At 67.4% G+C, this 21,555-nt stretch carries 21 protein-coding genes; 5 read left to right on the top strand and 16 right to left on the bottom strand.

What is annotated here, in order from left to right; all coding sequences use genetic code 11:
• Window positions 1–9: 9 nt before the first annotated feature.
• From AB4850_RS15450 to bamE, 8 genes are all read right to left on the bottom strand, one after another.
• On the bottom strand, window positions 10–1,281 hold the full coding sequence (locus AB4850_RS15450; RefSeq protein ID WP_414443910.1) for a glutamate-5-semialdehyde dehydrogenase: 1,272 nt from the start codon (window positions 1,279–1,281) through the stop codon (window positions 10–12).
• Between the two features lie 136 nt (window positions 1,282–1,417).
• Window positions 1,418–2,536 (bottom strand): DNA polymerase III subunit delta, encoded by a 1,119-nt coding sequence (holA, locus tag AB4850_RS15445; protein WP_414443909.1) that lies wholly within the window; start codon window positions 2,534–2,536, stop codon window positions 1,418–1,420.
• A gap of 54 nt (window positions 2,537–2,590) precedes the next feature.
• Window positions 2,591–3,142 carry an LPS assembly lipoprotein LptE gene (lptE, locus tag AB4850_RS15440; protein WP_414443908.1) on the bottom strand — a complete coding sequence of 184 codons (552 nt, stop codon included), beginning with the start codon at window positions 3,140–3,142 and terminating at the stop codon, window positions 2,591–2,593.
• A gap of 29 nt (window positions 3,143–3,171) precedes the next feature.
• On the bottom strand, window positions 3,172–5,766 hold the full coding sequence (leuS, locus tag AB4850_RS15435; RefSeq protein ID WP_414443907.1) for a leucine--tRNA ligase: 2,595 nt from the start codon (window positions 5,764–5,766) through the stop codon (window positions 3,172–3,174).
• Window positions 5,767–5,904: 138 nt separating this feature from the next.
• Window positions 5,905–6,432: an ExbD/TolR family protein gene (locus AB4850_RS15430; RefSeq protein WP_414443906.1), complete on the bottom strand. Its 528-nt coding sequence runs from the start codon at window positions 6,430–6,432 to the stop codon at window positions 5,905–5,907.
• Window positions 6,433–6,445: 13 nt separating this feature from the next.
• Window positions 6,446–7,147 carry a MotA/TolQ/ExbB proton channel family protein gene (locus tag AB4850_RS15425; protein WP_414443905.1) on the bottom strand — a complete coding sequence of 234 codons (702 nt, stop codon included), beginning with the start codon at window positions 7,145–7,147 and terminating at the stop codon, window positions 6,446–6,448.
• A 22-nt stretch (window positions 7,148–7,169) separates the two neighbouring features.
• A complete protein-coding gene (gene dapB / locus AB4850_RS15420; protein WP_414443904.1) occupies window positions 7,170–7,967 on the bottom strand; it encodes a 4-hydroxy-tetrahydrodipicolinate reductase in 798 nt (265 codons plus the stop codon).
• 127 nt (window positions 7,968–8,094) lie between these two features.
• The gene (gene bamE / locus AB4850_RS15415) at window positions 8,095–8,952 is read right to left on the bottom strand and encodes an outer membrane protein assembly factor BamE (RefSeq protein ID WP_414443903.1); all 858 of its coding nucleotides are present in this window, start codon (window positions 8,950–8,952) and stop codon (window positions 8,095–8,097) included.
• 146 nt (window positions 8,953–9,098) lie between these two features.
• Between bamE and fur the strand changes: the two genes are divergently transcribed.
• A complete protein-coding gene (gene fur / locus AB4850_RS15410) occupies window positions 9,099–9,527 on the top strand; it encodes a ferric iron uptake transcriptional regulator (RefSeq protein ID WP_414443902.1) in 429 nt (142 codons plus the stop codon).
• Window positions 9,528–9,660: 133 nt separating this feature from the next.
• Here the strand turns inward: fur and AB4850_RS15405 are convergent, their stop codons facing one another.
• The 3 genes from AB4850_RS15405 to AB4850_RS15395 form a co-directional block, all read right to left on the bottom strand.
• Window positions 9,661–10,176 (bottom strand): ureidoglycolate lyase, encoded by a 516-nt coding sequence (locus AB4850_RS15405; protein WP_414443901.1) that lies wholly within the window; start codon window positions 10,174–10,176, stop codon window positions 9,661–9,663.
• Between the two features lie 13 nt (window positions 10,177–10,189).
• Window positions 10,190–11,200: an allantoicase gene (gene alc / locus AB4850_RS15400; RefSeq protein WP_414443900.1), complete on the bottom strand. Its 1,011-nt coding sequence runs from the start codon at window positions 11,198–11,200 to the stop codon at window positions 10,190–10,192.
• A 74-nt stretch (window positions 11,201–11,274) separates the two neighbouring features.
• On the bottom strand, window positions 11,275–12,606 hold the full coding sequence (locus AB4850_RS15395; protein ID WP_414443899.1) for a C4-dicarboxylate transporter DctA: 1,332 nt from the start codon (window positions 12,604–12,606) through the stop codon (window positions 11,275–11,277).
• Between the two features lie 205 nt (window positions 12,607–12,811).
• On the opposite strand from AB4850_RS15395, the gene AB4850_RS15390 reads away from it, so the two are divergent.
• Window positions 12,812–13,504 (top strand): FadR/GntR family transcriptional regulator, encoded by a 693-nt coding sequence (locus AB4850_RS15390; protein ID WP_414443898.1) that lies wholly within the window; start codon window positions 12,812–12,814, stop codon window positions 13,502–13,504.
• A 121-nt stretch (window positions 13,505–13,625) separates the two neighbouring features.
• On the opposite strand, the gene gap is transcribed toward AB4850_RS15390, so the two are convergent.
• Entirely contained in the window at window positions 13,626–14,636 is a 1,011-nt protein-coding gene (gene gap, locus AB4850_RS15385) for a type I glyceraldehyde-3-phosphate dehydrogenase (protein WP_414443897.1), read from the bottom strand.
• A gap of 99 nt (window positions 14,637–14,735) precedes the next feature.
• A complete protein-coding gene (gene tkt / locus AB4850_RS15380; RefSeq protein ID WP_414443896.1) occupies window positions 14,736–16,757 on the bottom strand; it encodes a transketolase in 2,022 nt (673 codons plus the stop codon).
• Between the two features lie 482 nt (window positions 16,758–17,239).
• Between tkt and speE the strand changes: the two genes are divergently transcribed.
• Genes speE through AB4850_RS15365 form a run of 3 tightly spaced genes read left to right on the top strand, consistent with a single transcriptional unit; the run spans window position 17,240 to window position 19,311 of the window.
• Window positions 17,240–18,097, top strand: a complete 858-nt coding sequence (speE, locus tag AB4850_RS15375; protein ID WP_414443895.1) for a polyamine aminopropyltransferase — start codon at window positions 17,240–17,242, stop codon at window positions 18,095–18,097.
• Between the two features lie 39 nt (window positions 18,098–18,136).
• The gene (locus AB4850_RS15370; RefSeq protein WP_414443894.1) at window positions 18,137–18,553 is read left to right on the top strand and encodes a VOC family protein; all 417 of its coding nucleotides are present in this window, start codon (window positions 18,137–18,139) and stop codon (window positions 18,551–18,553) included.
• Window positions 18,550–19,311 carry a 16S rRNA (uracil(1498)-N(3))-methyltransferase gene (locus AB4850_RS15365; RefSeq protein ID WP_414443893.1) on the top strand — a complete coding sequence of 254 codons (762 nt, stop codon included), beginning with the start codon at window positions 18,550–18,552 and terminating at the stop codon, window positions 19,309–19,311. The genes AB4850_RS15370 and AB4850_RS15365 overlap by 4 nt, the downstream gene beginning before the upstream one ends.
• A gap of 36 nt (window positions 19,312–19,347) precedes the next feature.
• On the opposite strand, the gene AB4850_RS15360 is transcribed toward AB4850_RS15365, so the two are convergent.
• The 3 genes from AB4850_RS15360 to AB4850_RS15350 all read right to left on the bottom strand — a co-directional run bounded on the left by AB4850_RS15360 (window position 19,348) and on the right by AB4850_RS15350 (window position 21,321).
• The gene (locus AB4850_RS15360; RefSeq protein WP_414443892.1) at window positions 19,348–20,157 is read right to left on the bottom strand and encodes a hypothetical protein; all 810 of its coding nucleotides are present in this window, start codon (window positions 20,155–20,157) and stop codon (window positions 19,348–19,350) included.
• A gap of 149 nt (window positions 20,158–20,306) precedes the next feature.
• A complete protein-coding gene (locus tag AB4850_RS15355) occupies window positions 20,307–20,873 on the bottom strand; it encodes a barstar family protein (RefSeq protein WP_414443891.1) in 567 nt (188 codons plus the stop codon).
• Between the two features lie 16 nt (window positions 20,874–20,889).
• On the bottom strand, window positions 20,890–21,321 hold the full coding sequence (locus AB4850_RS15350) for a ribonuclease (RefSeq protein WP_414443890.1): 432 nt from the start codon (window positions 21,319–21,321) through the stop codon (window positions 20,890–20,892).
• Window positions 21,322–21,555: the final 234 nt, after the last annotated feature.

The raw sequence follows: 21,555 nt of genomic DNA, 5'->3' as shown, positions 1-21,555 counted from the left end.
GGGCGGCGATCACTGCCGGCCCTCGCCGTGCCCGAGCACGACGTATTTCAGCGAGGTCAACCCTTCCAGCCCGACCGGGCCGCGCGCATGCAGCTTGTCGTTCGAGATGCCGATTTCGGCGCCGAGGCCGTATTCGAAGCCGTCGGCGAAACGCGTCGACGCGTTGACCATCACGCTGGCCGAATCGACCTCGCGCAGGAAGCGCATCGCGCGGTCGTGATCCTCGGTGACGATGGCGTCGGTGTGCGCCGAGCCGTAGGTGTTGATGTGCTCGATCGCGGCGTCGAGGCCGTCGACCACCTTGATCGCGAGCACCGGCGCGAGATATTCGGTGCGCCAGTCTTCCTCGGTGGCATCTACCAGCGGGCCGACGCCGGCCGCTTCCAGCACCGCCCTGGCGGCCGCATCGACGCGCAGCTCGACCGACTTGTCGCGATAGAGCCGGCCCAGCGGCGGCAGCACCGCGGCCGCCACACCCCGCGCCACCAGCAGCGTTTCCATGGTGTTGCAAGTGCCGTAGCGGTGCGTCTTGGCGTTGTCGCACACCGTGAGCGCCTTGGCCAGATCGGCGCGATCGTCGACGAACACGTGGCAGATGCCGTCGAGGTGCTTGATCATCGGCACGCGTGCGTCCTGCATCAGCCGTTCGATCAGGCTCTTGCCGCCGCGCGGCACGATCACGTCGACGTATTCGGTCATCGTGATCAGCTTGCCGACGGCCGCACGATCGGCGGTGGCGACCACCTGCACGGCGTCGGCCGGCAGCCCGGCCGCCGACAGCCCCTCGCCGATCAGCTTCGCCAGCGCGGTGTTCGATTCGAGCGCCTCGGAACCGCCACGCAGGATGGTGGCGTTGCCGGACTTCAGGCACAGCGCCGCGGCGTCGATCGTCACGTTCGGCCGCGATTCGTAGATGATGCCGATCACGCCGAGCGGCACGCGCATCTGGCCGACCTGGATGCCGCTCGGGCGAAACTTGAGGTTCGAGATCTCGCCGATCGGATCGGCCAGCGCGGCGACCTGGCGCAGCCCTTCGATCATCGTGTTCAGCGCCTTGTCCGACAGCGTCAGGCGATCGATGAACGCGGCGTCCTGGCCGTTCGCGCGCGCACGTTCGACGTCGCGCGCGTTGGCGGCCTTCAGCGCCGGGGCCTCGCGTTCGATCGCGGTGGCAATCGCGGCGAGCGCGGCGTTCTTGGCGGCGGTGTCGGCGCGCGCGATCGCGCGCGAGGCGTGTCGCGCGCGGCGGCCGACGTCCGACATGTACTGATCGATATCCATCGTGAAACCCGAATCCGGAATGGCAACCGCGCCGTGCGGCGGCTCGCCGTGGTGATGATGAGCGCCGCCGCCCGGCTTGGGCGCGGCGAGTGAAGATTGTATGCGCGCCGGCGCGCGCCTGCCGAAGCCGGCGGCGTCAGGCCGGGCGACGTCCTGCCGCACCCGCGCGCGGGCCGGCCGCGCCGCGCGACGAGCCCTGCGCGCCGGCCACCGTCATCGCGAGCTGGAACAGCCCGTCCCAAGGATCGGGCGGCGGCTCGTCGGCACGCGGCAGCCCGCCCGGCGCGATGCCGGACAAGCCCTTGACCTGGCGGTCGAGCTTGGCGGCCAGCGCCAGCGACTTTTCGAGCACCACCTCCGACACACGCGCCAGCGCCGGGCCGATCAGCCGCTCGCGCGGCCCCCAGACGCGGTTCTCGCGCACCAGCACCGCGAGCGGCTTGCCGGCCTCGACGCCGCGCTTGATCCGCAGCAGCGTGCGCAACTCCTCGACCACGGCCCACAGCACCAGCACGAGCGCTTCACCCTCGCCCTTCAGGCCGTCGATCATGCGCGCGAGGCGCGCGGCATCGCCGGCCAGCATCGCTTCGTTGAGCTTGAACACGTCGTAGCGCGCGACGTTGAGCACGGCGTCCTGCACCTGTTCGAAATTCAGCGTGCCCGATGGATACAGCAGCCCGAGCTTCTGAATTTCCTGGTGCGCCGCGAGCAAATTGCCCTCGACGCGCTCGGCGATGAACTGCAACGCGCGGCGCCCGTCCTCGCCGGCCGCAACGCGCTGGCCCTGCGCCGACAGCCGCTGGCCGATCCAGTTCGGCAGTTGCGTGCGATCGACCGGATCGATCTTCAACGCGACGCCGCCGTTGCCCAGCGCGGTGAACCACGCCGACTTCTGCGTGGCCGCATCGAGCCGCGGCAGCGTGACGAGCACCAGCACGTCGGGATTGCCCGCACCGGCCAGGGTTTTCAGCGCGTCGGCGCCTTCCTTGCCCGGCTTGCCGGACGGAATGCGCAGCTCGATCAGTTGGCGATCGCCGAACAGCGACATCGCCTGGGTCGCGCCGAGCAGCGAACTCCAGTCGAAACTGCGCTCGACGGTAAACACCGAACGGTCGGTAAAGCCGGCCGCCCGCCCGGCGGCGCGAATCCGGTCGCATGCCTCCAGCGCCAGCAGCGGCTCGTCGCCGTACACGGTGTAAAGGCCGGCCAACCCCTTCGCGAGGTGCGGCTCCAGCGCGTCAAGTCGCAATTGCATCGGTTCGAACGCTCGGCAGTCGGAAGAAAACGACGATCGGAAAGTGCGCCGCGATCAAAGCGGCGGCGGCGGCAGCGGCGCGCGCGGCGCGACGCCCGGCACCACTTCGTTCGGCTGCGGCGTCAGCGTGTGCACGATCGCCAGCCGGCGCGTCAACTGATCGACGGCGTCGTTCTGCATGTCGGCGTACAGCAGGTCGGACTCCTGCGCCTTCGCCTGCACGAATTGCGCGTTGTAGGTCATCGCGCGATTCAGCGAGATCACGCTGGGCGCGATCAGCAACGCGCCGTCTTTCGTGGTCAGCGTGTAGTTCAGCGAATAGTTGAGCTGGTATTCCTCGACCGTGCCGAACTGGTCGAGCGTCAGCGTGCTCGTGCCGCGCGTTTCGGCCACGCGCAGCACCGCATCGGCGGCGTCCGGGTTCGTCACGATCTTGGTATCGCTGCCGCCCTCGACCATGCGCCGCAGGCGCGCGGCGACGGCCGGCGGCGCGCCCGCGATCATCAGATGCTTGAACGCGTAATCCTGCGTGCCGCGCAACTGGAAACCGCACGCGGACAGCAGCGCCGCGCTGCCCACGGCCATCAAAAACGATCTGCGAATCACCTTCGCTCCTTGCTGGTTCGTACTGCGCGTCAGACCACGACGTTGACGAGACGGCCCGGCACGACGATGACCTTCTTCGCCGGCTTTCCTTCGCTGAACTTCGCAAACGCCTCGTCGGCGAGCGCGGCGGCTTCGATCACGTCGCGGCCCGCATCCTTGGCAACCTTCACGGCGCCACGCACCTTGCCGTTGATCTGCAGCACGAGTTCGATCTCGGCCTGTTCGAGCGCGGCTTCGTCGACCTTCGGCCAGGGCGCGTCGAGCAGCGTGCCGAATTCGTCGGCGTAGCCCAGTTCGCGCCACAGCTCGAAGGTCAGGTGCGGCACGACCGGATACAGCACGCGCAGCAGGATGCCGTAGGTTTCGCGCTGCACGGCGGCCGACACGCCCTTGGCGCCTTCGATCGCGTTCAGCATCTTCATCGAGGCCGACACCACCGTGTTGTATTGCAGGCGCTGGTAGTCGAAATCGGCCTGCTTGAGCACGCCGTGAACCTCGCGGCGCAGCGTGCGCGCCGTGTCGTCGAGCTGGGCCGCATCGAACGCCTCGCGCGCGACCAGCGCCGCGCGGTTGGCCGCGCCGAACGCCCAGACGCGGCGCAGGAAGCGGCTCGCGCCTTCCACGCCGGCGCCCGACCATTCGAGCTGCTGCTCGGGCGGCGCCGCGAACATCGTGAACAGGCGGGCCGTGTCGGCACCGTGCTGGTCGATCAGCAGTTGCGGATCGACGCCGTTGTTCTTCGACTTCGACATCTTCTCGATGCCGCCCATCACCACCGGCTGGCCGTCGGCGTTCAGCACCGCGCCGACCGGGCGGCCCTTGTCGTCGTGCGTGACCGTCACGTCGGCCGGGTTGTACCAGGTCTTCTTGCCGGCCGCGTCTTCGCGGTAGAACGTGTCGTTGAGCACCATGCCCTGCGTCAGCAGGTTCTTGGCCGGCTCGCCGAACTTCACCAGGCCCAGGTCGCGCATGACCTTGGTCCAGAAGCGCGAATACAGCAAGTGCAGGATCGCGTGCTCGATGCCGCCGATGTATTGATCCATCGGCATCCAGTGATCGGTGCGCGCATCGACCATGGTGTTCGCGTCGGGCGCCGTGTAGCGCGAGAAGTACCACGACGAATCGACGAAGGTATCCATCGTGTCGGTTTCGCGCTTCGCGGCCGCGCCGCACTTCGGGCACGTGCAGTTCACGAACGCTTCCGACTTCGCGAGCGGGTTGCCCGTGCCGTCCGGCACGAGATCTTCCGGCAGCACCACCGGCAGATCCGCTTCCGGCACCGGCACATCGCCGCACGACGGGCAATGGATGATCGGGATCGGGGTGCCCCAGTAACGCTGGCGCGACACGCCCCAGTCGCGCAGGCGCCAGGTGACCTGCTTGTCGCCGAAGCCGCCGGCGTTCAGGTCGGCCGCCACCGCATCGATGGCCGCTTCGTAGCCGAGGCCGTCGTACTTGCCGCTGTTGATGCAGATGCTGCGCGACTTGTCGCCGTACCACTCCTGCCACGCTTCGGTCGAATAGGTTTCGCCTTCGGCGGCGATCACCTGCTTGATCGGCAGCGCGTACTTGGTGGCGAACGCGAAATCGCGCTCGTCGTGCGCGGGCACGCCCATCACGGCGCCTTCGCCATAGCTCATCAGCACGTAGTTGCCGATCCACACCGGCACCGGCTCGCCGGTCAGCGGATGCTTAACCGAGAAACCCGTGGCAACGCCCTTCTTTTCCATGGTGGCCATGTCGGCCTCGGCCACGCCGCCCTGCTTGCATTCCTCGATGAAGGCCTGCAGCTCCGGGCGGCCTTCGGCCAGGCGCGTGGCGAGCGGGTGCTCGGCCGCGACGGCGCAGAACGTGACGCCCATGACCGTATCGGCGCGCGTGGTGAACACGCGCAGCAGCTTCTGCTCGCCGTCGAGCTCGTACGGGAAGCCGAAGTTCACGCCGAAGCTCTTGCCGATCCAGTTCTGCTGCATGATCTTGACGCGCTCGGGCCAGCCGAGGCCTTCGAGATCGTTCAGCAGCTCATCGGCGTACTGCGTGATGCGCAGGTAGTACATCGGGATTTCGCGCTTCTCGACCACCGCGCCCGAACGCCAGCCGCGGCCGTCGATCACCTGCTCGTTGGCGAGCACGGTCTGGTCGACCGGGTCCCAGTTGACGGTGCCTGTTTTCTTGTATGCGATGCCCTTCTCGAGCATCTTCAGGAACAGCCACTGGTTCCACTTGTAGTAATCGGGCTTGCAGGTGGCGATCTCGCGGGACCAGTCGATCGCGAGGCCCATCGACTGCATCTGGCCCTTCATGTAGCTGATGTTGTCGTAGGTCCACTTCGCGGGCGGCACGCCGTTGGCCATCGCGGCGTTTTCGGCCGGCATGCCGAATGCATCCCAGCCCATCGGCATCAACGTGTTGTAGCCGTTCATCCGCAAGTAGCGGTACATCACGTCGTTGATCGTGTAGTTGCGGACGTGACCCATGTGCAGCTTGCCCGACGGGTAAGGCAGCATCGACACGCAAAAGAACTTCGGCTTTTGCGAATCTTCCTTCGTCAGGTAGGCGTCGGTAGCGCGCCAGTCTTGCTGGACGGCGGCTTCGACGTCGGCGGGTACGTATCGTTCTTGCATGGTGTGTTCGGCTTGGCTGTCGGCGTGCGTGGCGCGCGCTGGCTGGAGTGGATTGAAAGTCGCACTCCCCGGGTCGCGGGGAAAGGGTCGATTATACCGTCCGCTCCGGCCCGTCAGGCCATCGCACACGGCATAGGCTCAATGGCCGGGTGCGACCGGGTGCGGCGTGTTCCGTGGTGCGGCGGCAGGCGCCGCGGATGGCGCGGCCAACGGCGCGCCGGCGCCGGCCGGTGCGGGCGACGGCCCGGCCGGTGCATCGGGATCGGTGACGAAACCGATGCGCGACAAGCCGGCCGCCTGCGCGGCGCCCATCACGCGCGCGATCGTGTCGTAGCGCGCCGCGGCCGCAGCGCGCAGGTGCAGTTCGGGCGCGCGGCCCTGCGCGGCGGCCTCGCGAAAGCGCGCAACCAGCGCGTCGTAGCCGAGCGGCGTGGCGTTCCAGAAGAAATGACCGTCGGCGTCGATCGACAGCGTGATGGTGTCGGGCCGCTCGGCGGCCGGCGCGGCGGCCACCTTCGGCAGGTCGAGCCGGATCGCGTGCGTCAGCAGCGGCGCGGTGATGATGAAGATCACCAGCAGCACCAGCATCACGTCGATCAGCGGCGTCATGTTGATGTCCGCCATCGGCGCGGCCGGTTCGCGATCGTCGAGTCCGCCGAATGCCATCGCGCGCTCCCGTTCAGGCCCGGGGCGCGCCGGACGCGCGGCCGGGTTCATCGCCGGCCTCATTGCCCGCAAAAGCGTGCAGATCGCGCGCGAAACCGTCGAGATCCTCGATCAACTGGCGCACCAGCCGGCCGAGCATGTTGTAGGCGAGCACGGCCGGAATCGCCACCACCAGCCCGAACGCGGTCATGATCAGCGCCTCGCCCACCGGGCCGGCCACGCTGCCGATCTGCGCCTGACCGCTTTCGGCGATGCTGCCGAGCGCGTGGTAGATGCCCCAGACGGTGCCGAGCAAGCCGACGAACGGCGCGGTGCTGGCGATCGAGGCCAGCAGCACGAGGCCGAATTCGAGCCGGCGCTGCGAACGGCGCAACGCCCGCCGCACCGCGCGCAGCACGCGTTCGGCCCGATCGACACGCGCGCCGAGCAGCGCGGGCGAGGCGGCCGCCGCCTCATGGGCGGCTTCGGCCAGCGGCGCGAACACGCGCTCGCGGTCGGCGGCGCGCAGCGCCGCCAGCCCTTCGGAGAACGAACCGGCGCGCCAGAACGCGACGATCGCGGGCGGCCCCTGGCGCTTCGCGCGCACCAGCGTCCAGGCCTTCAGCAGCAGAAAGCACCAGCTCGCCACCGACATCGCCAGCAGCAGCCAGGCGACGCCATGCGTGACGGCGTCGCCGCTCGCAAGGTAGTGCATCACACCGGTGTCCGTCGCCATTCGCGCCTCCCGGTCGTTCGGCTCAGCGCAGGCCGAGCACGTCCTGCATGTCGAACAGGCCGGCCGGCTTGTCCGCGAGGAAGCGCACCGCGCGCATCGAGCCCTGCGCGTACGACACGCGGCTCGACGACTTGTGGCTGATCTCGACGCGCTCGCCGATCCCGGCGAACAGCACGGTGTGATCGCCGACGATGTCGCCGCCGCGAATCGCCGCGAAGCCGATGGTGGACGGATCGCGCGCACCGGTTTCGCCGTGGCGGCCGTAGACGGCGCACGCGTCGAGCGTGCGGCCCAGCGAGGCGGCCACCGTCTCGCCCATCATCAGCGCGGTGCCCGACGGGGCATCGACCTTGTGGCGGTGATGCGCCTCGATGATTTCGATGTCGTAGCCCTGCGCGAACTGCTTGGCGGCGAATTCGAGCAGCTTGAGCGTGACGTTGACGCCCACGCTCATGTTGGCCGAGAACACGATGCCGACCTGCTCGGCCGCCGCGCGCAATTGCGCCTTCTGTGGCTCGCTGAAGCCGGTGGTGCCGATCACCAGCTTCACGCCGTGGCGGCGCGCCGCGTCGAGATAGCCGAGCGTGGTGTCGGGGCGCGTGAAATCGATCAGGTAATCGGCGCTGGCGAACACGCGCTCGACGTCGTCGGTAATGATCACGCCGGTCGGCTTGCCGAGGAACGCGCCGGCGTCCTGGCCCAGATGCGCGGAACCCGTGCGGCCGAGCGCGCCGACCAGCTTCGCGTCGGCATCGTTGAGAACCGCTTCGATCAGCATCCGGCCCATACGGCCCGATGCTCCGGCAATGGCAATGTTCATGGTCGTGTGTCGCGAATCTGCGTAATGATCTGAAAAAAAACGGACTGAAAAAACCGATCGGAGCGCACATTTCGCCCCGGAAAACGAACCGGGCGGCCGAAGCCGCCCGTCGGGAGATCCTGCCGGATCAGTTGCTCGGCGGCGCCGAAATGTCGGCCGGCGGCGAGGTCAGCGGCTGGTTCGGCAGATTGTCGGTGCTGCGCGGGCCGACCGGCTGCGTGCCGTCGCTCGGCGCGACCGGAGCCGGCGGGCGATGGAACTGGAACTGCGGCTGGATCGCCGGGCTTGCGCCGGGCGGCAGGCCGCCCGGGGTCGGGGCGGACGGTGCCGTTTGCGACGAAGGCGAGAAACGGCGGCCTTGCGTGCCCTGATTCGGAACCTGCGCGGTGGCGCGGTTCGCTGCGCGGGCCGCTTCGGAATTCGCGTCGGACTGGCCGACCGTGCTGGCCGAAGCCGGCGGCGCGACAGCCGGCGTGGCGGCGGGCGCCATGTCGGGCGCGCTGGCGGCTGCCACCGGTGCCGATGCGGCAGCGGCCGATGCCGCCGCGGCGCGGGCGGCGGCTGCGGCCTTCGCCTGCTTCTTGCTGCGACGATCGCCGTCGATGTCGGCCAGCAGATCGAGTTCGGACGGCAGGTTCTCGCCACCCGACCAGCTCGCGACACGGTCGCCCTGGAAATTCACGATGAGGTCGCGCTGCTGGACGATCGAGGTCGAGCCGCGCTTGAAGTAGAACAGGTAATCCCAGCGATCCGCGTGGAACAAATCGGCCAGCAGCGGCGTGCCGAGCAGCGCGCGGACCTGGTCGCGCGACATGCCGACCTGCAATTGCGAAGCCTTTTCCTCGGAAACGAAGTTCCCCTGGACAACCGTGATGCGGTAAGGCGTGATGCTCTGCGCGATTCGTTGCGAGACGCTGTCATAAGACGAACAGCCTGCCAGCGTGACGACGGCGACAGCGACGGCAGCAGTGATGGCACTCCGCATGCGGGTCCTCTGAAGTTGCGAACGGGATACGGGAAACTTGTCCACCTGCCAGCCTGGGCCGGTCGGGGACGCGGTTCACAGGTGACTGACAGGGCGAAAAGCCGGTACTATTGGAACCCTGCATTGTACTCTAGGGATGCCTAGCCATGACCAATCCGACCGAGCTGAAAAATATCGGGCTCAAGGCCACCCTACCTCGCCTCAAGATTCTCGAAATCTTCCAGCAAAGCGAAGTGCGCCATTTGACCGCCGAAGATGTCTACCGCAACCTGCTGCACGAGCAGCTCGACATCGGTCTGGCTACTGTTTACCGCGTGCTGACGCAGTTCGAACAAGCCGGCCTGCTGTCGCGCAGCAACTTCGAATCGGGCAAGGCGGTGTTCGAGCTGAACGAAGGTTCGCACCACGATCACCTGGTCTGCCTCGATTGCGGCCGTGTCGAGGAATTCTTCGACGCCGAAATCGAAAGCCGTCAGCAAGCCATCGCCAAGGATCGCGGCTTCAAGCTGCAAGAGCATTCGCTGGCCATGTACGGCTCCTGCACCACGGAAGACTGCCCGCACCGCAAGCACTGAACGCCGGCAGTTCACACGCAAACGATTCGGCCCGGCGGGCGCAAGCCCGGCCGGGCCGAATCGTTTCCGCTCCGAAAAGCCGCATGCGGCATTTGTCAGGCAAATACCGCATGCGGCAAATCGCCTCACTCCATCATGGCGCCAGCAGCACGCGCGGCAACTCCAGCGCCCGTTCGTCGCAGTTGTGTTCGCCGTTGCCGCCGCGATCGACCACCACGAAATCGCTGACCGTATCGAGCGCGAGCAACGGGTGGTGCCACACCCCCTTCGCGTAATTGACGCCGCGCCAGCCCTCGACGAGAAATGCGCGCAGCTTCGACGGGTCGAGTTCGCCGGCCGGCGCGACCACCACCACGTAGCGCCCCGCCGTGGCGAGCGGCACGAATGCCTGGCTGCCGAGCGGATGCCGCTCCATCATCGCGATCGCGATCGGCCAGGGGTGCGGCTGCCCGCGAAACAGGTTGACGAGCGGCCGCCCGCCCGCCGTGCCGACGTCGACCGTCGCCAGATCGTGGAAGCGCTCGGTGGTACCGCCGTTGATCGGGAAGTGCCGCGCGCCGTCGAGTTCGATCACGTCGCCGAACGGCGCGAACGCCTCGCGCGTGAGCGGCTCCAGTTGCAGCGGCAGCGGTGCCAGTGGCGCATTCATGATTGCCCTCCGTTCAGGCCAGCTCGCCCCAGAGGCGCAGGCGCGACACGCCGCCGTCCGGGAAGATGTTGAAGCGCACATGCGTGACCGGGCCGAGCGCGGCCAGCCCGCTCTCGAACACATGGACGTGATCCATCGACAGCGATTGCTCGCCGAGCAGTTCCGGCCAGAACATCGCCTGCGTGACCAGCGAATCGTCAGTGCCGCCCGCCACGCGCGCGGCCTGCAGCGAGCAGCGATCCGGGAAATTGCCCTTGAAGTGCGCGGTATCCACCTCGACGCGGCGAATGATGCCCGGCCGCGCCAGCGCGACGATCGCCCAGTCGTTGCCCGGCTCGCGGCGGCGCCTCGTTTCCCAGCCGTCGCCCATGTTCACGCCGCGCCCCGGCATCAGCATCTGCGAGGCCGCGCCGAAGTGCTGGTTGTTCGCGGCCACCAGATACGCGCCGTTCTCGGTCGCGGCCAGATCGACCAGCTCGCCGGCCGTCGCGCGGCTCCAGTCGCGCAGCGGCTGGCCGTACACGCGCAGGCGCGCCAGCCCGCCGTCCGGGTAGAGATTGACGCGCAGGTGCGTGACGGTGCGCGCGGCGTCCACGGCGAGGTAATGATGGCGGTTGCCCTGCAGCGTGGTGGCCGGCACCAGCGCCTGCCAGTCGGCATGCTCGGGCGGCAGTTCGCCTTCGGCGCTGCACGCCTCGATCGACGCGGCCGGCGGGAAGTTGCCGGTGAAATGGCTCGTGTCGAGATCGACACCGTGCACGACGCCGGGCCGCGCCAGCTTCACGATGCACCAGTCGTGGCCGGCGGTGCGCTTGCGGCGCGTTTCCCAGCCGTCCATCCATTTGCCGTGGTCGTCGTACTTGCCGGGAATGAACACGGACGGCTCCGGATCGAGCATGCGCTCCTTGGGCGCGAAGAACTCGTCGCTGGCCACCAGCGCCTTCGCGCCGAGCCGCGGATCGGCGAGATTCATGTAGCGGCGCGTGAAGGCCGGTGCGTCGGGATCGAGGATCGGTGCAGCCATGATGTCTCCTGTCGGGGAACAGGCCCGGCGCCGCGCGCCGAGCCGAAAAAGGGGAAAGGCGAGGAAATGGGGTGTCAGTGCGAATGGGCGTGGCGGCCGCCCGCCACGGCATCGCCGGCCTCGGCCGCTTCGTCGCCGGCCGGCACGTACTGCAGCTCGCGGTTCAGCACGCGGCGCGCGCGGGCGATATCGATGTCGTGCTCCCACACCGCCACCACCACCGTCGCCACGCAGTTGCCGATCAGGTTGGTGGCGGCGCGCGCGATGCCGACGAACCAGTCCACCGGCAGGATCAGCACCAGGCCGAGCACGGGGATCGCCGGAATCGCCGACAGCGTCGCGGCCAGGATCACGATCGCCGAGCCGGGAATGCCATGCGCGCCCTTCGACGTGATCAGCGACACCAGCAGCACCACGATCAGGTCGTGCGCCGACAACGGCGTATTGGTGGCCTGCGCGATGAACAGCACGGCGAGCGTCAGGTAGATCGAGAAGCCGTCGAGGTTGAACGAATAGCCGGTCGGGATCACCAGGCCCACGGTCGAATCCTTGACGCCCATGAATTCGAGCTTGCGCATGACCTGCGGCAGCACGGCGTCCGACGAGGCGGTGCCGAGCACGATGGTCAGTTCCTCGCGCAGATAGCGGATCAGCTTGAACACGTTGAAGCCGGCCAGCCGCATGACCGCGCCGAGCACCACCGCGACGAACAGCGCGCAACTCACGTAGAACACCGCCACCAGCAGCCCGAGCTGTTCGAGCGAGGCGACGCCGTACTTGCCGGTGGTGAACGCGATCGCACCGAGCACGCCGAGCGGCGCGAGCTTGATGATGAAACCCATCACGCGAAAGCACACCTGCGAGAACTCGTCGATCAGGCCGTTCAGGCGGCTGGCACGCTCGCCGAGCAGCGACAGCGCCGAGCCGAACAGCACCGCGAACACCAGGATCTGCAGGATGTCGCCCTTCGCGAACGCGTCGAACGCCGTGTCGGGGATGATCTTCATCAGGTAGCCGGCGGTGTCCTTGAGGCTCTGCGCGTTCTTCGCGTATTCGGCCAGCGAGGCCGGATCGAGCGAGTGCAGATCGACGTTCATGCCCGCGCCGGGGCGCGTCACCACGGCCAGCACCAGCCCGATGCCGAGCGCCAGCGTGGTCATCAGCTCGAAGTAGACGATCGCCTTCACGCCCACCCGCCCGACCTTCTTCAGGTCACCCGCGTTGGCGATGCCGCCGACCACCACGCAGAACACGATCGGCCCGATCACCATCTTGATCAGCTTGAGGAAGCCGTCGCCGAGCGGCCGCAGCGATTGCGCCAGATGCGGAAACGCCGCACCGAGCACGACGCCGATCACGAGCGCGATCACCACGCGTCCGAACAGGGAATTCAGGAATCTCGACATCGCACCTCCCGTCACCACGGTTGTTGTGGACCAACTGTTCATACTGGTCATACCAGTTAAGTTATGACGGAGTGTAGGAAGCCGATATGGCGGCGTCAACCGTGTCAAAAACAGGGATTACCCGATCGTCGATACCCGGTCGAACGGCACGGCGCGTGCAGTCGGGCCGGATTACAATGCCGGTCTGACCGGCCCCCGTGTAGTCATGAAGAACGTTCCCCATACCGTTACCGACGCCGCCGTGGCGACGATCCAGGCCCGCATCGAAACCGGCGCCTACCCCGTCGGCAGCCTGCTGCCGGCGCAGCGCCAGCTTTCCGAGGAACTGGAGATCAGCCGCGCCTCGCTGCGCGAAGCGCTGTCCACGCTCGAAGCGCTCGGCATGCTGACGATCCGGCCCGGCAAGGGTGTCTACGTCGAACGCGCGCAGGCCGCCGCCGGCCATCCGTGGCGCTTCGCGGCGCAATCGTCGCCACCCGATACCTATCAGATGCGCTATGCGCTGGAAGGCTTCGCGGCGCGCATGGCCGCGCTGGCGGTGAGCGATGCCGACCTCGCCTGGTTCGAGGAAAACCTCGCCGCGCTGCACGTGGCGCTGACCGAAAACACGCTCGACGACGCGGCGCAACTCGATTTCGAGTTCCACATGCGGATCCTCGGGCTGGCCGGCAATGCCGCGATCGAATCGGTGCTGCGCAACAGCGCCGACATCATGAAGGAAAGCCAGCGCATGCCGTTCTACCGGCGCGAGCTGATGCTGTCGACCTGGCACGAGCACCGCGCGATCCTCGACGCGCTGATCGCCCGCGATTCCGCCGCCGCGGGCCGCGCGATCGAAACGCACATCGAAAGCGCCGCGCAACGCGCCGGCGTGTTCTTCCCGACGCCGCGCGGCTGAGGCTGCCGCCCGTCCTTTTTCCCGCTCCAAAACGAAACCCGCCGCCGCGCACGAGGCGCGACGGCGGGTTTCGAGATACTGCCGCCAGCCCGAACCACCAGGGCCGGCGACCGCAGCCGGCTTACTTGGCGTTGGCGAATGCCACGGCCGTGTCCAGCATGCGGTTCGAGAAGCCCCACTCGTTGTCGTACCAGCTCGACACCTTCACGAGACGGCCCGACACCTTCGTCAGCGTCGAATCGAACGACGACGAAGCCGGGTTGTGGTTGAAGTCGACCGACACCAGCGGTGCGTCGTTATAGGCCAGCACGCCCTTCAGCGCGCCTTCCGAGGCTTCCTTCATGATCGCGTTAACTTCCTCGACCGTCGTGTCGCGCTTGGCGATGAACGACAGGTCGACGATCGACACGTTGATGGTCGGGACGCGGATGGCGTAGCCGTCGAGCTTGCCGTTCAGTTCCGGCAGCACCAGGCCGACCGCCGAGGCAGCGCCCGTCTTGGTCGGGATCTGGCTGTGGGTGGCCGAACGCGCGCGGCGCAGATCTTCGTGATAGACGTCGGTCAGCACCTGGTCGTTCGTGTAGGCGTGAATCGTCGTCATCAGGCCGTTTTCGAGGCCGATCTTGTCGTTCAGCGGCTTGACCAGCGGGGCCAGGCAGTTGGTCGTGCACGATGCGTTCGAGATCACGGTGTGCTCGGCCTTCAGCACGTTGTGGTTCACGCCGTAGACGATCGTCGCGTCGACGTCCTTGCCGCCCGGCGCCGAGATGATGACCTTCTTCGCGCCACCCTTCAGGTGGGCACTGGCCTTTTCCTTGGTGGTGAAGAAGCCGGTGCACTCGAACACGATGTCGACGCCCAGCTCGCCCCACGGCAGTTCGGCCGGGTTGCGGTTGGCCAGCACGCGGATGCGGTCGCCGTTGACGATCAGGTAATCGCCGTCCACCGACACTTCGCCCGGGAAGCGGCCGTGTGCCGTGTCGTATTGCGTCAGGTGGGCGTTGGTCTTGGCATCGCCGAGGTCGTTGATCGCCACGATCTCGATGTCGTGCTTCTTGCCGTTTTCATAGAAAGCGCGCAGCGTGTTGCGGCCGATACGGCCGTAGCCGTTGATTGCGACGCGAATCGTCATGGTCTATCTCCTGATGGCTGAAAAAATTCGATACGTGCAGCTTCACGACGGCGCCGGCCTGGCTTGGGGAAACCCGGCCGACGCCTGAATATTCGATGCTCAGGCAAGCACGCGCTTGGCCGTCTCGACGATGTTCTCGACGGTGAAGCCGAAGTACTTGAACAGCTCGCCGGCCGGGGCCGATTCGCCGAACGAATCGATGCCGACCACGCCGCCTTCGAGCCCGACGTACTTGCGCCAGAAATCGGTCACGCCCGCTTCGATCGCCACGCGGCGCACGCCGGCCGGCAGCACGCGCTCGCGGTACTCGGCGTCCTGGCGGTCGAACACGGTGGTGGCCGGCATCGACACGACGCGCGCCGCGATGCCTTGCTGCGCCAGCGGCTCGATCGCCTTCATGGCCAGCTCGACCTCGGAACCTGTGGCGATCAGGATGATCTTGCGGGCGACGATGTCTTCCTGCCAGTCGCGCAGCACGTAGCCGCCCTTGGCGACGTTGGCGATCTGCGCTTCGCTGCGGGTGTTGAATTGCAGGTTCTGACGGCTGAAGATCAGGCACGACGGACGTTGCGCGGCAATCGATTCGGTCCAGGCCACGGCCGTTTCGACCGTGTCGGCCGGACGCCAGACGTCCAGATGCGGGATCAGGCGCAGGCTGGAGACGTGCTCGATCGACTGGTGGGTCGGGCCGTCTTCGCCGAGGCCGATCGAATCGTGCGTGAACACGAAGATCGACGGCGCCTTCATCAGCGCGGCGACGCGCAGCGCATTGCGGCTGTAGTCGGAGAAGGTCAGGAACGTGCCGCCGAACGGCTTGTAGCCGCCGTGCACGACCAGGCCGTTGATCGCGGCGCTCATGCCGAATTCGCGCACGCCGTAGTTGATGTGGTTGCCCCACTGGATGCCGTGCTCGCCGGCGCGCACCGGCTTCGAGGCCTTCCAGTTGGTCAGGTTCGAGCCGGTCAGGTCGGCCGAACCGCCGAGCAGTTCGGGCAGCGCCGCGGCCAGGCCTTCGATGGTTTGCTGCGATGCCTTGCGGGTGGCGACCGTTTCGGCGCGCTCGTTGGCGGCGGCGACGATCGCGGCGGCCTTCTCGGCCCAGTCGGCCGGCAGCTTGTTGGCCGAGCGGCGCTCGAATTCGGCGGCTTCGGCCGGGTACTTCGCGCGGTAGGCGTCGAACGCGCCTTGCCATTCGCTTTCGAACTTCGCGCCGGCCGGCTTGCCGTCCCATGCCGCATAGACTTCCTGCGGAATCACGAACGGCTCCCAGGTCCAGCCCAGCGCCGCGCGCGTCTTGGCGATTTCCTCGGCGCCGAGCGCCGCGCCGTGCACGTCGTGGCCGCCGGCCTTGGTGGCAGCGCCCTTGCCGATCACCGTCTTGCAGCAGATCAGCGTGGGCTTGTCCGATTGCTTGGCCTGGGCGATGGCGGCGTCGACTGCATCGACATCATGGCCGTCCACGCTCGGGATCACGTTCCAGCCGTAGGCTTCGAAGCGCTTCGGGGTGTTGTCGTGGAACCAGTGCACGACGTCGCCGTCGATCGAGATGCCGTTGTCGTCGTACAGCGCGATCAGCTTGTTCAGCTTCAGCGTGCCGGCCAGCGAGCAGGCCTCGTGCGAGATGCCTTCCATCAGGCAGCCGTCGCCGAGGAACACGTAGGTGTGGTGATCGACGATCTTCGCGTCGGCCTTGTTGAACTCGGCCGCGAGCAGCGCTTCGCCGAGCGCCATGCCGACCGCGTTCGCCAGACCCTGGCCGAGCGGGCCGGTGGTCGTTTCGACGCCGGCCGTGATGCCGTATTCCGGGTGGCCCGGCGTCTTGGAATGCAGTTGGCGGAAGTTCTTCAGTTCTTCGATCGGCAGGTCGTAGCCGGTCAGATGCAGCAGCGAGTACAGCAGCATCGAGCCATGGCCGTTCGACAGCACGAAGCGGTCGCGATCGGCCCAATGCGGATTCACCGGGTTGTGGCGCAGGTGGCGCGACCACAGCGCGACGCCGATTTCAGCCATGCCCATCGGCATGCCGGGGTGGCCGGAATTGGCTTGCTGCACGGCATCCATCGCGAGCGCACGGATCGCGTTGGCCATCAGGGAGGTATTGGCGGGAGACGAGGTCGTCATGTCGAGTCCGGAGAACGAGTCGAGAAAAACAGGGCACGGCATGTCCGGAAGCTCGCGGGCCAGCCGACCCCGGCGCGCGATGCGGCGCCATCAGGACGCGAAGCGGACGAGCAATCGGACGGGAGGCTGCAAAGCCAGTCATTTTAACAGATGACCCGGTTCGCGCCCCGGTGAAAACGGAGTTCGGGGCGCAGCGGGCGGCGGCATGCCCGGTGCGCCGGGTTCGGGGCCGAGCCGGGGCGGAATCGACGGTGGCTCGGGGTCATATCGATATCGCTTTGGCCCTGTTTCGATCGCATCCCGGCACCACATCGGCGACCGACGAATCCGCCCCCGACGGCCACGCCACGGGACCGTCCCGCAGGCGCGGCGCCTCGGGCAGTGCGGTATCGCGCCATCGCCGCGCTACACATTACGATTTGCCGCCCCACGCACCGGCCGCCTCCTATAATTCACCGCATCCCCCGCCCCTGCCGCCGCCCGTGAGCACCACGCTGTTCTTCCACCCGTCCCCCGACGCGACCTACGGCTTCCCGGACGCGCGCCGGCTCGAATCGCTCGCCTCGCCGCATCAGCGCATCGAGGTCTGGGACACGCCGCAGCTCGGCCGGCTGTTCACGCTCGACGGCCAGCCGATGACCTCGACCGGCGACGAATTCGTCTATCACGAGTGCATGACCCACCCGGCCGCGCTGGCTCATCCGCGGCCGCGTCGCGCGCTGGTGCTCGGCGGCGGCGACGGCGGCGCCGCGCGCCAGTTGCTCAAGCACCCGTCGATCGAGCGGATCGTGATCGCCGAACTCGACGCGGCGGTGGTCGCCATGGCGCGCCGCCATCTCGGCGAAGTCCACGGCGGCGCGTTCGACGACCCGCGCGTCGAACTCGTGATCGGCGACGCGGCGCACTACGTCGAGCACGCGCCCGGGCATTTCGACCTCGTCGTATTCGATCTGACGCCGCCCGATTCGCCGGCCGCCGGCCTCTACACGCGCGCCTTCCTCGCCCGGCTCAAGCGCCTGCTGACGCCGTGCGCGGCGCTGTCGATGCACCTCGGCGCGCCGGGTTTCCACATCGAACGGATCGCCGCGCTGGTGGCCGAACTGCGCGCCAGCTTCGCGGTGGTCGCGCCGCTGGCCGCGCCGGTGCCTCTGTACGGCGGCGAATGGTTGATGGCGGTGGCCAGCGACACGCTCGACGCGGGCGCGCTGTTCGCCCATGACATCGACGAGCGGCTGGCCGCACGCGGTATCGGCGGCTTGCGCTTCTACGATGCCGAGTTGCATCCCGCCCTGTTCACCCTGCGCCGCACGCTGCGCGATACACTCGGCCTACGCCGCTGAATTGGCGCTATCGTCCCCCATCCCGCAGGAGCTTGTTCGATGACCGACCCACGTCCGGCCAACGTGCCGTGGTTGACGCCCTATCTGACCGTTCGCAACGCCCAGGCATCGATCGCGTTTTATGCCAACGCATTCGGGTTCGAAAAGCGTGAATTGATCGACGAAGACGGCGCGATCATGCACGTCGAGATGAGCTACCACGGCCAGCTGATCGTGATGTTCGCGCCCGAGGGCGCATTCGGCTCGACCGCGCGCACGCCGCGCAGCGCGGACGCCATGGCGCCGCAATCGTTCTATCTGTACGTGGACGACGTCGATGCCGTCCACCGCCGCGCCCTCGACGCCGGCGCGAAATCGCTGACCGAACCGTGCGACCAGTTCTGGGGCGACCGCTTCGCGCAGGTCGAGGATCTCGACGGTTATCGCTGGGCGCTCGCGTGCCGGATTGCGTCATGAGCGGCAGCAGTACGTCGTCGATTCCGCGCTTTTTTGTCGATGTTCCGCTCGCGGCCGACACCCATGTCACGCTGCCGGCCGAGGTCGCGCGCCATGTGCAGGTGCTGCGGCTCGAAGCCGGCGATGCGCTCACGCTGTTCGACGGCACCGGCGGCCAGCATCGCGCCGAGCTGATCGAGGTCGGCAAGCGCACGGCCATCGTGCGCACCGTCGCGTTCGACGCGCGCGAAGTGGAAACGCCTTACCGCGTCACGCTCGCGCAAGGCATCGCTGGCGGCGACAAGATGGATTGGCTGATCGAGAAGGCCGTGGAGCTGGGCGTGGCGGCGGTCGCGCCGCTGTCCACCGCGCGCGGCGTGGTGCGGCTGTCGGGCGAGCGCGCCGAGAAGCGCGTCTCGCACTGGCAAGGTGTGGTGCGTGCGTCGTGCGAGCAATGCGGCCGCAACCGGCTGCCAACGGTGGCGAACATCGCCGATTTCAACGGCTGGCTCGCGGCGCTGCCGCCTGCGCCAGGCGATGCATTGCGGCTGATGCTGTCGCCGCGCGCGAGCATCGCGTTCGACGCGTTGCCGGCAACGGCGCCGGCCGGCGGCGTCACGCTGCTGATCGGGCCGGAAGGCGGGCTCTCGCCGGCCGAGGAAGACGCCGCACGCGAGGCCGGGTTCCAAGCGATCGTGCTCGGCGCGCGCGTGCTGCGCACCGAGACGGCCGGCATGGCGATGCTTGCGGCGCTCGCCGCGCGCTGGGGCGGCTGGTAAAGCGGGCCGGCGCTTCGGCCGGCTTTACTTCCCGGCTCACTGCCCCTTCATCTCGGCCGGAATCCCGACCGCATCGAGGATCGGCCGCGACACCACGTCGATCATGTCGCCCGCCGCCGGCGCGCGCCAGCCGGTCATGTCGCTGCCCTGCAATTCGAGCGTGCCCGATACCGGCAGCTCGATCGGCGCTGACGGAATCATGTCCGCCAGCCGCGACATCCGGTTCACGGCGGCGGCCTCGGCCGCCTTTTCCGAGGTGATCTGCTGGCGCGGCAGCGTCACGCGCAGCCGCTCCATGACAGGCGCCAGATTGGCGATTTCGCACGTGTAGCCGACCTTCGCGATCCACTGCTCGTCGTTCGCGGGATCGAGCTCGCGCGTCTCGCCCATGGTGCGGCAGCGCGAGCGGCCGATCGCATCCGCGACCGCGCTCAACAGGCGCCGCAGCGGCTCGGCCATCGCCTCGCGGCGGGCTTCGGGCATCGTCTCGGTGATCCGCTCGGCCAGCAGCCGCGGGTTCTGGGCGCGCAGCGTCGCATAGGTTTCGAGATCGACCTGCTGCGCGCCGCCGCTGACGCCGCGCATCGCGTCGTTATATTGCTGGCCCTTGGACAGATCGCCGTTCACGAACAAGCCCAGCAGCAGATCGGTGCTTTGTGTCGGTGAAGGCGGCACCGTGGATGCGGCGTGCGCGGCCACTGCAAACGCGCCGGCCACCAGGCACGGCGCGAGACGGCACACGGTTCGGAGCGCGGCGACGGCGCGCGAGGCTCGGATGGCGATCATCGGAATCAGGCCCTCGGGCAAGGTGGGATGGCGCGAGCGGTCGGCCATTGCAGCCGACATGCGAAATGCGGGCCGAAGCACGCCGGCCATCGACGCAAAAAAGCCCGCACCAGGCGGGCTTTCGGCTGACAGGCACGCGCGCACACATGCGACGCGGTGCTCACCGGCATGACCGGTGCATTCGGCACGACGGGAATAACGGCGCCCGCTTACGCGAACGAGTAAAACACGCGGAACGCCACGCCACGCTCGGCCCAGAACTCGGCGGCCTCACGGAACACGTCCAGCAGCGTCTCGCGGCCTTCCTTGTCGAACTTCTGGGCGATCGGCAACGCTTCCAGCACGATCACGAAACCGGGCTGATCGCCGGCCTTGCTCACCAGATCGGTCAGGCAGTCGTACAGCGCGTCGTAGTTCTTGCCGAAATGCTTCGGGAACAGGAACGACGTCGCGATCGTTTCGAGCACCTCCTGCTTCGACTGCGCCATGCCGCAATACGCGAACAGGAAATGCTCGCCGAGACGAGCGGCCTCATCGGCGAGATCGTGAACACGGAATGCGCGAATCGACTGCACGAGATTGGGTCGCACGGTCGCGAAAAGACTCATAGGCTCCTCGGTCGATGAAAGCTCCGGGCAGACCGGCTGTGATTCCGGCGCTCCGCCGCCCAGCGCGGCCTCGTGCAGCTGCATCACGCGCTGGAACAGGTTGCCGTCGCCGGCCGCGAACAGCTCCGCCGCCGCCGACGTATCGTGCGCGTAGGTAATGTCGCTCATGCCGATTATCCCGAGATCATTCAACAATACGTTTAAAACTGGTGTAGTGGTCGTCGCTGTAAAAACAGTTGTCGATCCGGCGCAGCGGGCCGCCGCAGACGATGCGCTTCGCGCCGCGATTGCGCGCGCGAGGCGTTGGCACCGTGTACTCGTGGTAATAGCCGCGCCGTTGCTTCGGCAGGATGCGCTCGAAGTTGCCGAACACGACGCCATCTTTCGAGTACGGATAAGGGCCGCCCGACGCAATCAGCCCGAGCGTCGCGACAGCTTCGCGCGGCAAGGCAGAGGCCGGCACCGTGCCGACCGCCGCGCCATCCGGCATCTCCCGTGCTTCGACGGTGGAAATCGCGGAAGGCATCGAACTGCCCACCGGCAAGCCGGCAGTACCCAGTGCGATAAGCGCGAAAACGGACGCGAGCGCGCCGTTGCGGAGCCACTTGCGTGCCATGAACCGGGGTTCCCGCTGTTAAATCAACAAGTTGACGACCAGGAAAGGCGTAAGCGTAGCGCTAATGGCGGGCGGAATCAATGTTCGACCTGGAATTGAAAGCCCCATTTGCGGCTATTTGACACATTTAGCGCAGCATTGTATCTAGATCAATACTTTTTTATCTTGATCGAGATAATATTTTACCAACAGCATCGGCTGACGAGACTTGCCTTCTCGCCAGCTACCGGCGGC

The organism is Burkholderia sp. 22PA0106 (genome assembly GCF_047497155.1).
Lineage (GTDB): Bacteria > Pseudomonadota > Gammaproteobacteria > Burkholderiales > Burkholderiaceae > Burkholderia.
This window is presented reverse-complemented; position numbering and strand designations above follow the sequence as displayed.

Excerpts from the sequence above, each read along its gene's own strand:
- AB4850_RS15450 (WP_414443910.1), bottom strand. The coding sequence starts at position 1,281 with ATGGATATCGATCAGTACATGTCGGACGTCGGCCGCCGCGCGCGACAC.
- holA (WP_414443909.1), bottom strand. The coding sequence starts at position 2,536 with ATGCAATTGCGACTTGACGCGCTGGAGCCGCACCTCGCGAAGGGGTTG.
- leuS (WP_414443907.1), bottom strand. The coding sequence starts at position 5,766 with ATGCAAGAACGATACGTACCCGCCGACGTCGAAGCCGCCGTCCAGCAA.
- AB4850_RS15430 (WP_414443906.1), bottom strand. The coding sequence starts at position 6,432 with ATGGCATTCGGCGGACTCGACGATCGCGAACCGGCCGCGCCGATGGCG.
- AB4850_RS15425 (WP_414443905.1), bottom strand. The coding sequence starts at position 7,147 with ATGGCGACGGACACCGGTGTGATGCACTACCTTGCGAGCGGCGACGCC.
- dapB (WP_414443904.1), bottom strand. The coding sequence starts at position 7,967 with ATGAACATTGCCATTGCCGGAGCATCGGGCCGTATGGGCCGGATGCTG.
- bamE (WP_414443903.1), bottom strand. The coding sequence starts at position 8,952 with ATGCGGAGTGCCATCACTGCTGCCGTCGCTGTCGCCGTCGTCACGCTG.
- fur (WP_414443902.1), top strand. The coding sequence starts at position 9,099 with ATGACCAATCCGACCGAGCTGAAAAATATCGGGCTCAAGGCCACCCTA.
- AB4850_RS15405 (WP_414443901.1), bottom strand. The coding sequence starts at position 10,176 with ATGAATGCGCCACTGGCACCGCTGCCGCTGCAACTGGAGCCGCTCACG.
- alc (WP_414443900.1), bottom strand. The coding sequence starts at position 11,200 with ATGGCTGCACCGATCCTCGATCCCGACGCACCGGCCTTCACGCGCCGC.
- AB4850_RS15395 (WP_414443899.1), bottom strand. The coding sequence starts at position 12,606 with ATGTCGAGATTCCTGAATTCCCTGTTCGGACGCGTGGTGATCGCGCTC.
- AB4850_RS15390 (WP_414443898.1), top strand. The coding sequence starts at position 12,812 with ATGAAGAACGTTCCCCATACCGTTACCGACGCCGCCGTGGCGACGATC.
- gap (WP_414443897.1), bottom strand. The coding sequence starts at position 14,636 with ATGACGATTCGCGTCGCAATCAACGGCTACGGCCGTATCGGCCGCAAC.
- tkt (WP_414443896.1), bottom strand. The coding sequence starts at position 16,757 with ATGACGACCTCGTCTCCCGCCAATACCTCCCTGATGGCCAACGCGATC.
- AB4850_RS15370 (WP_414443894.1), top strand. The coding sequence starts at position 18,137 with ATGACCGACCCACGTCCGGCCAACGTGCCGTGGTTGACGCCCTATCTG.
- AB4850_RS15365 (WP_414443893.1), top strand. The coding sequence starts at position 18,550 with ATGAGCGGCAGCAGTACGTCGTCGATTCCGCGCTTTTTTGTCGATGTT.
- AB4850_RS15360 (WP_414443892.1), bottom strand. The coding sequence starts at position 20,157 with ATGTCGGCTGCAATGGCCGACCGCTCGCGCCATCCCACCTTGCCCGAG.
- AB4850_RS15355 (WP_414443891.1), bottom strand. The coding sequence starts at position 20,873 with ATGAGCGACATTACCTACGCGCACGATACGTCGGCGGCGGCGGAGCTG.
- AB4850_RS15350 (WP_414443890.1), bottom strand. The coding sequence starts at position 21,321 with ATGGCACGCAAGTGGCTCCGCAACGGCGCGCTCGCGTCCGTTTTCGCG.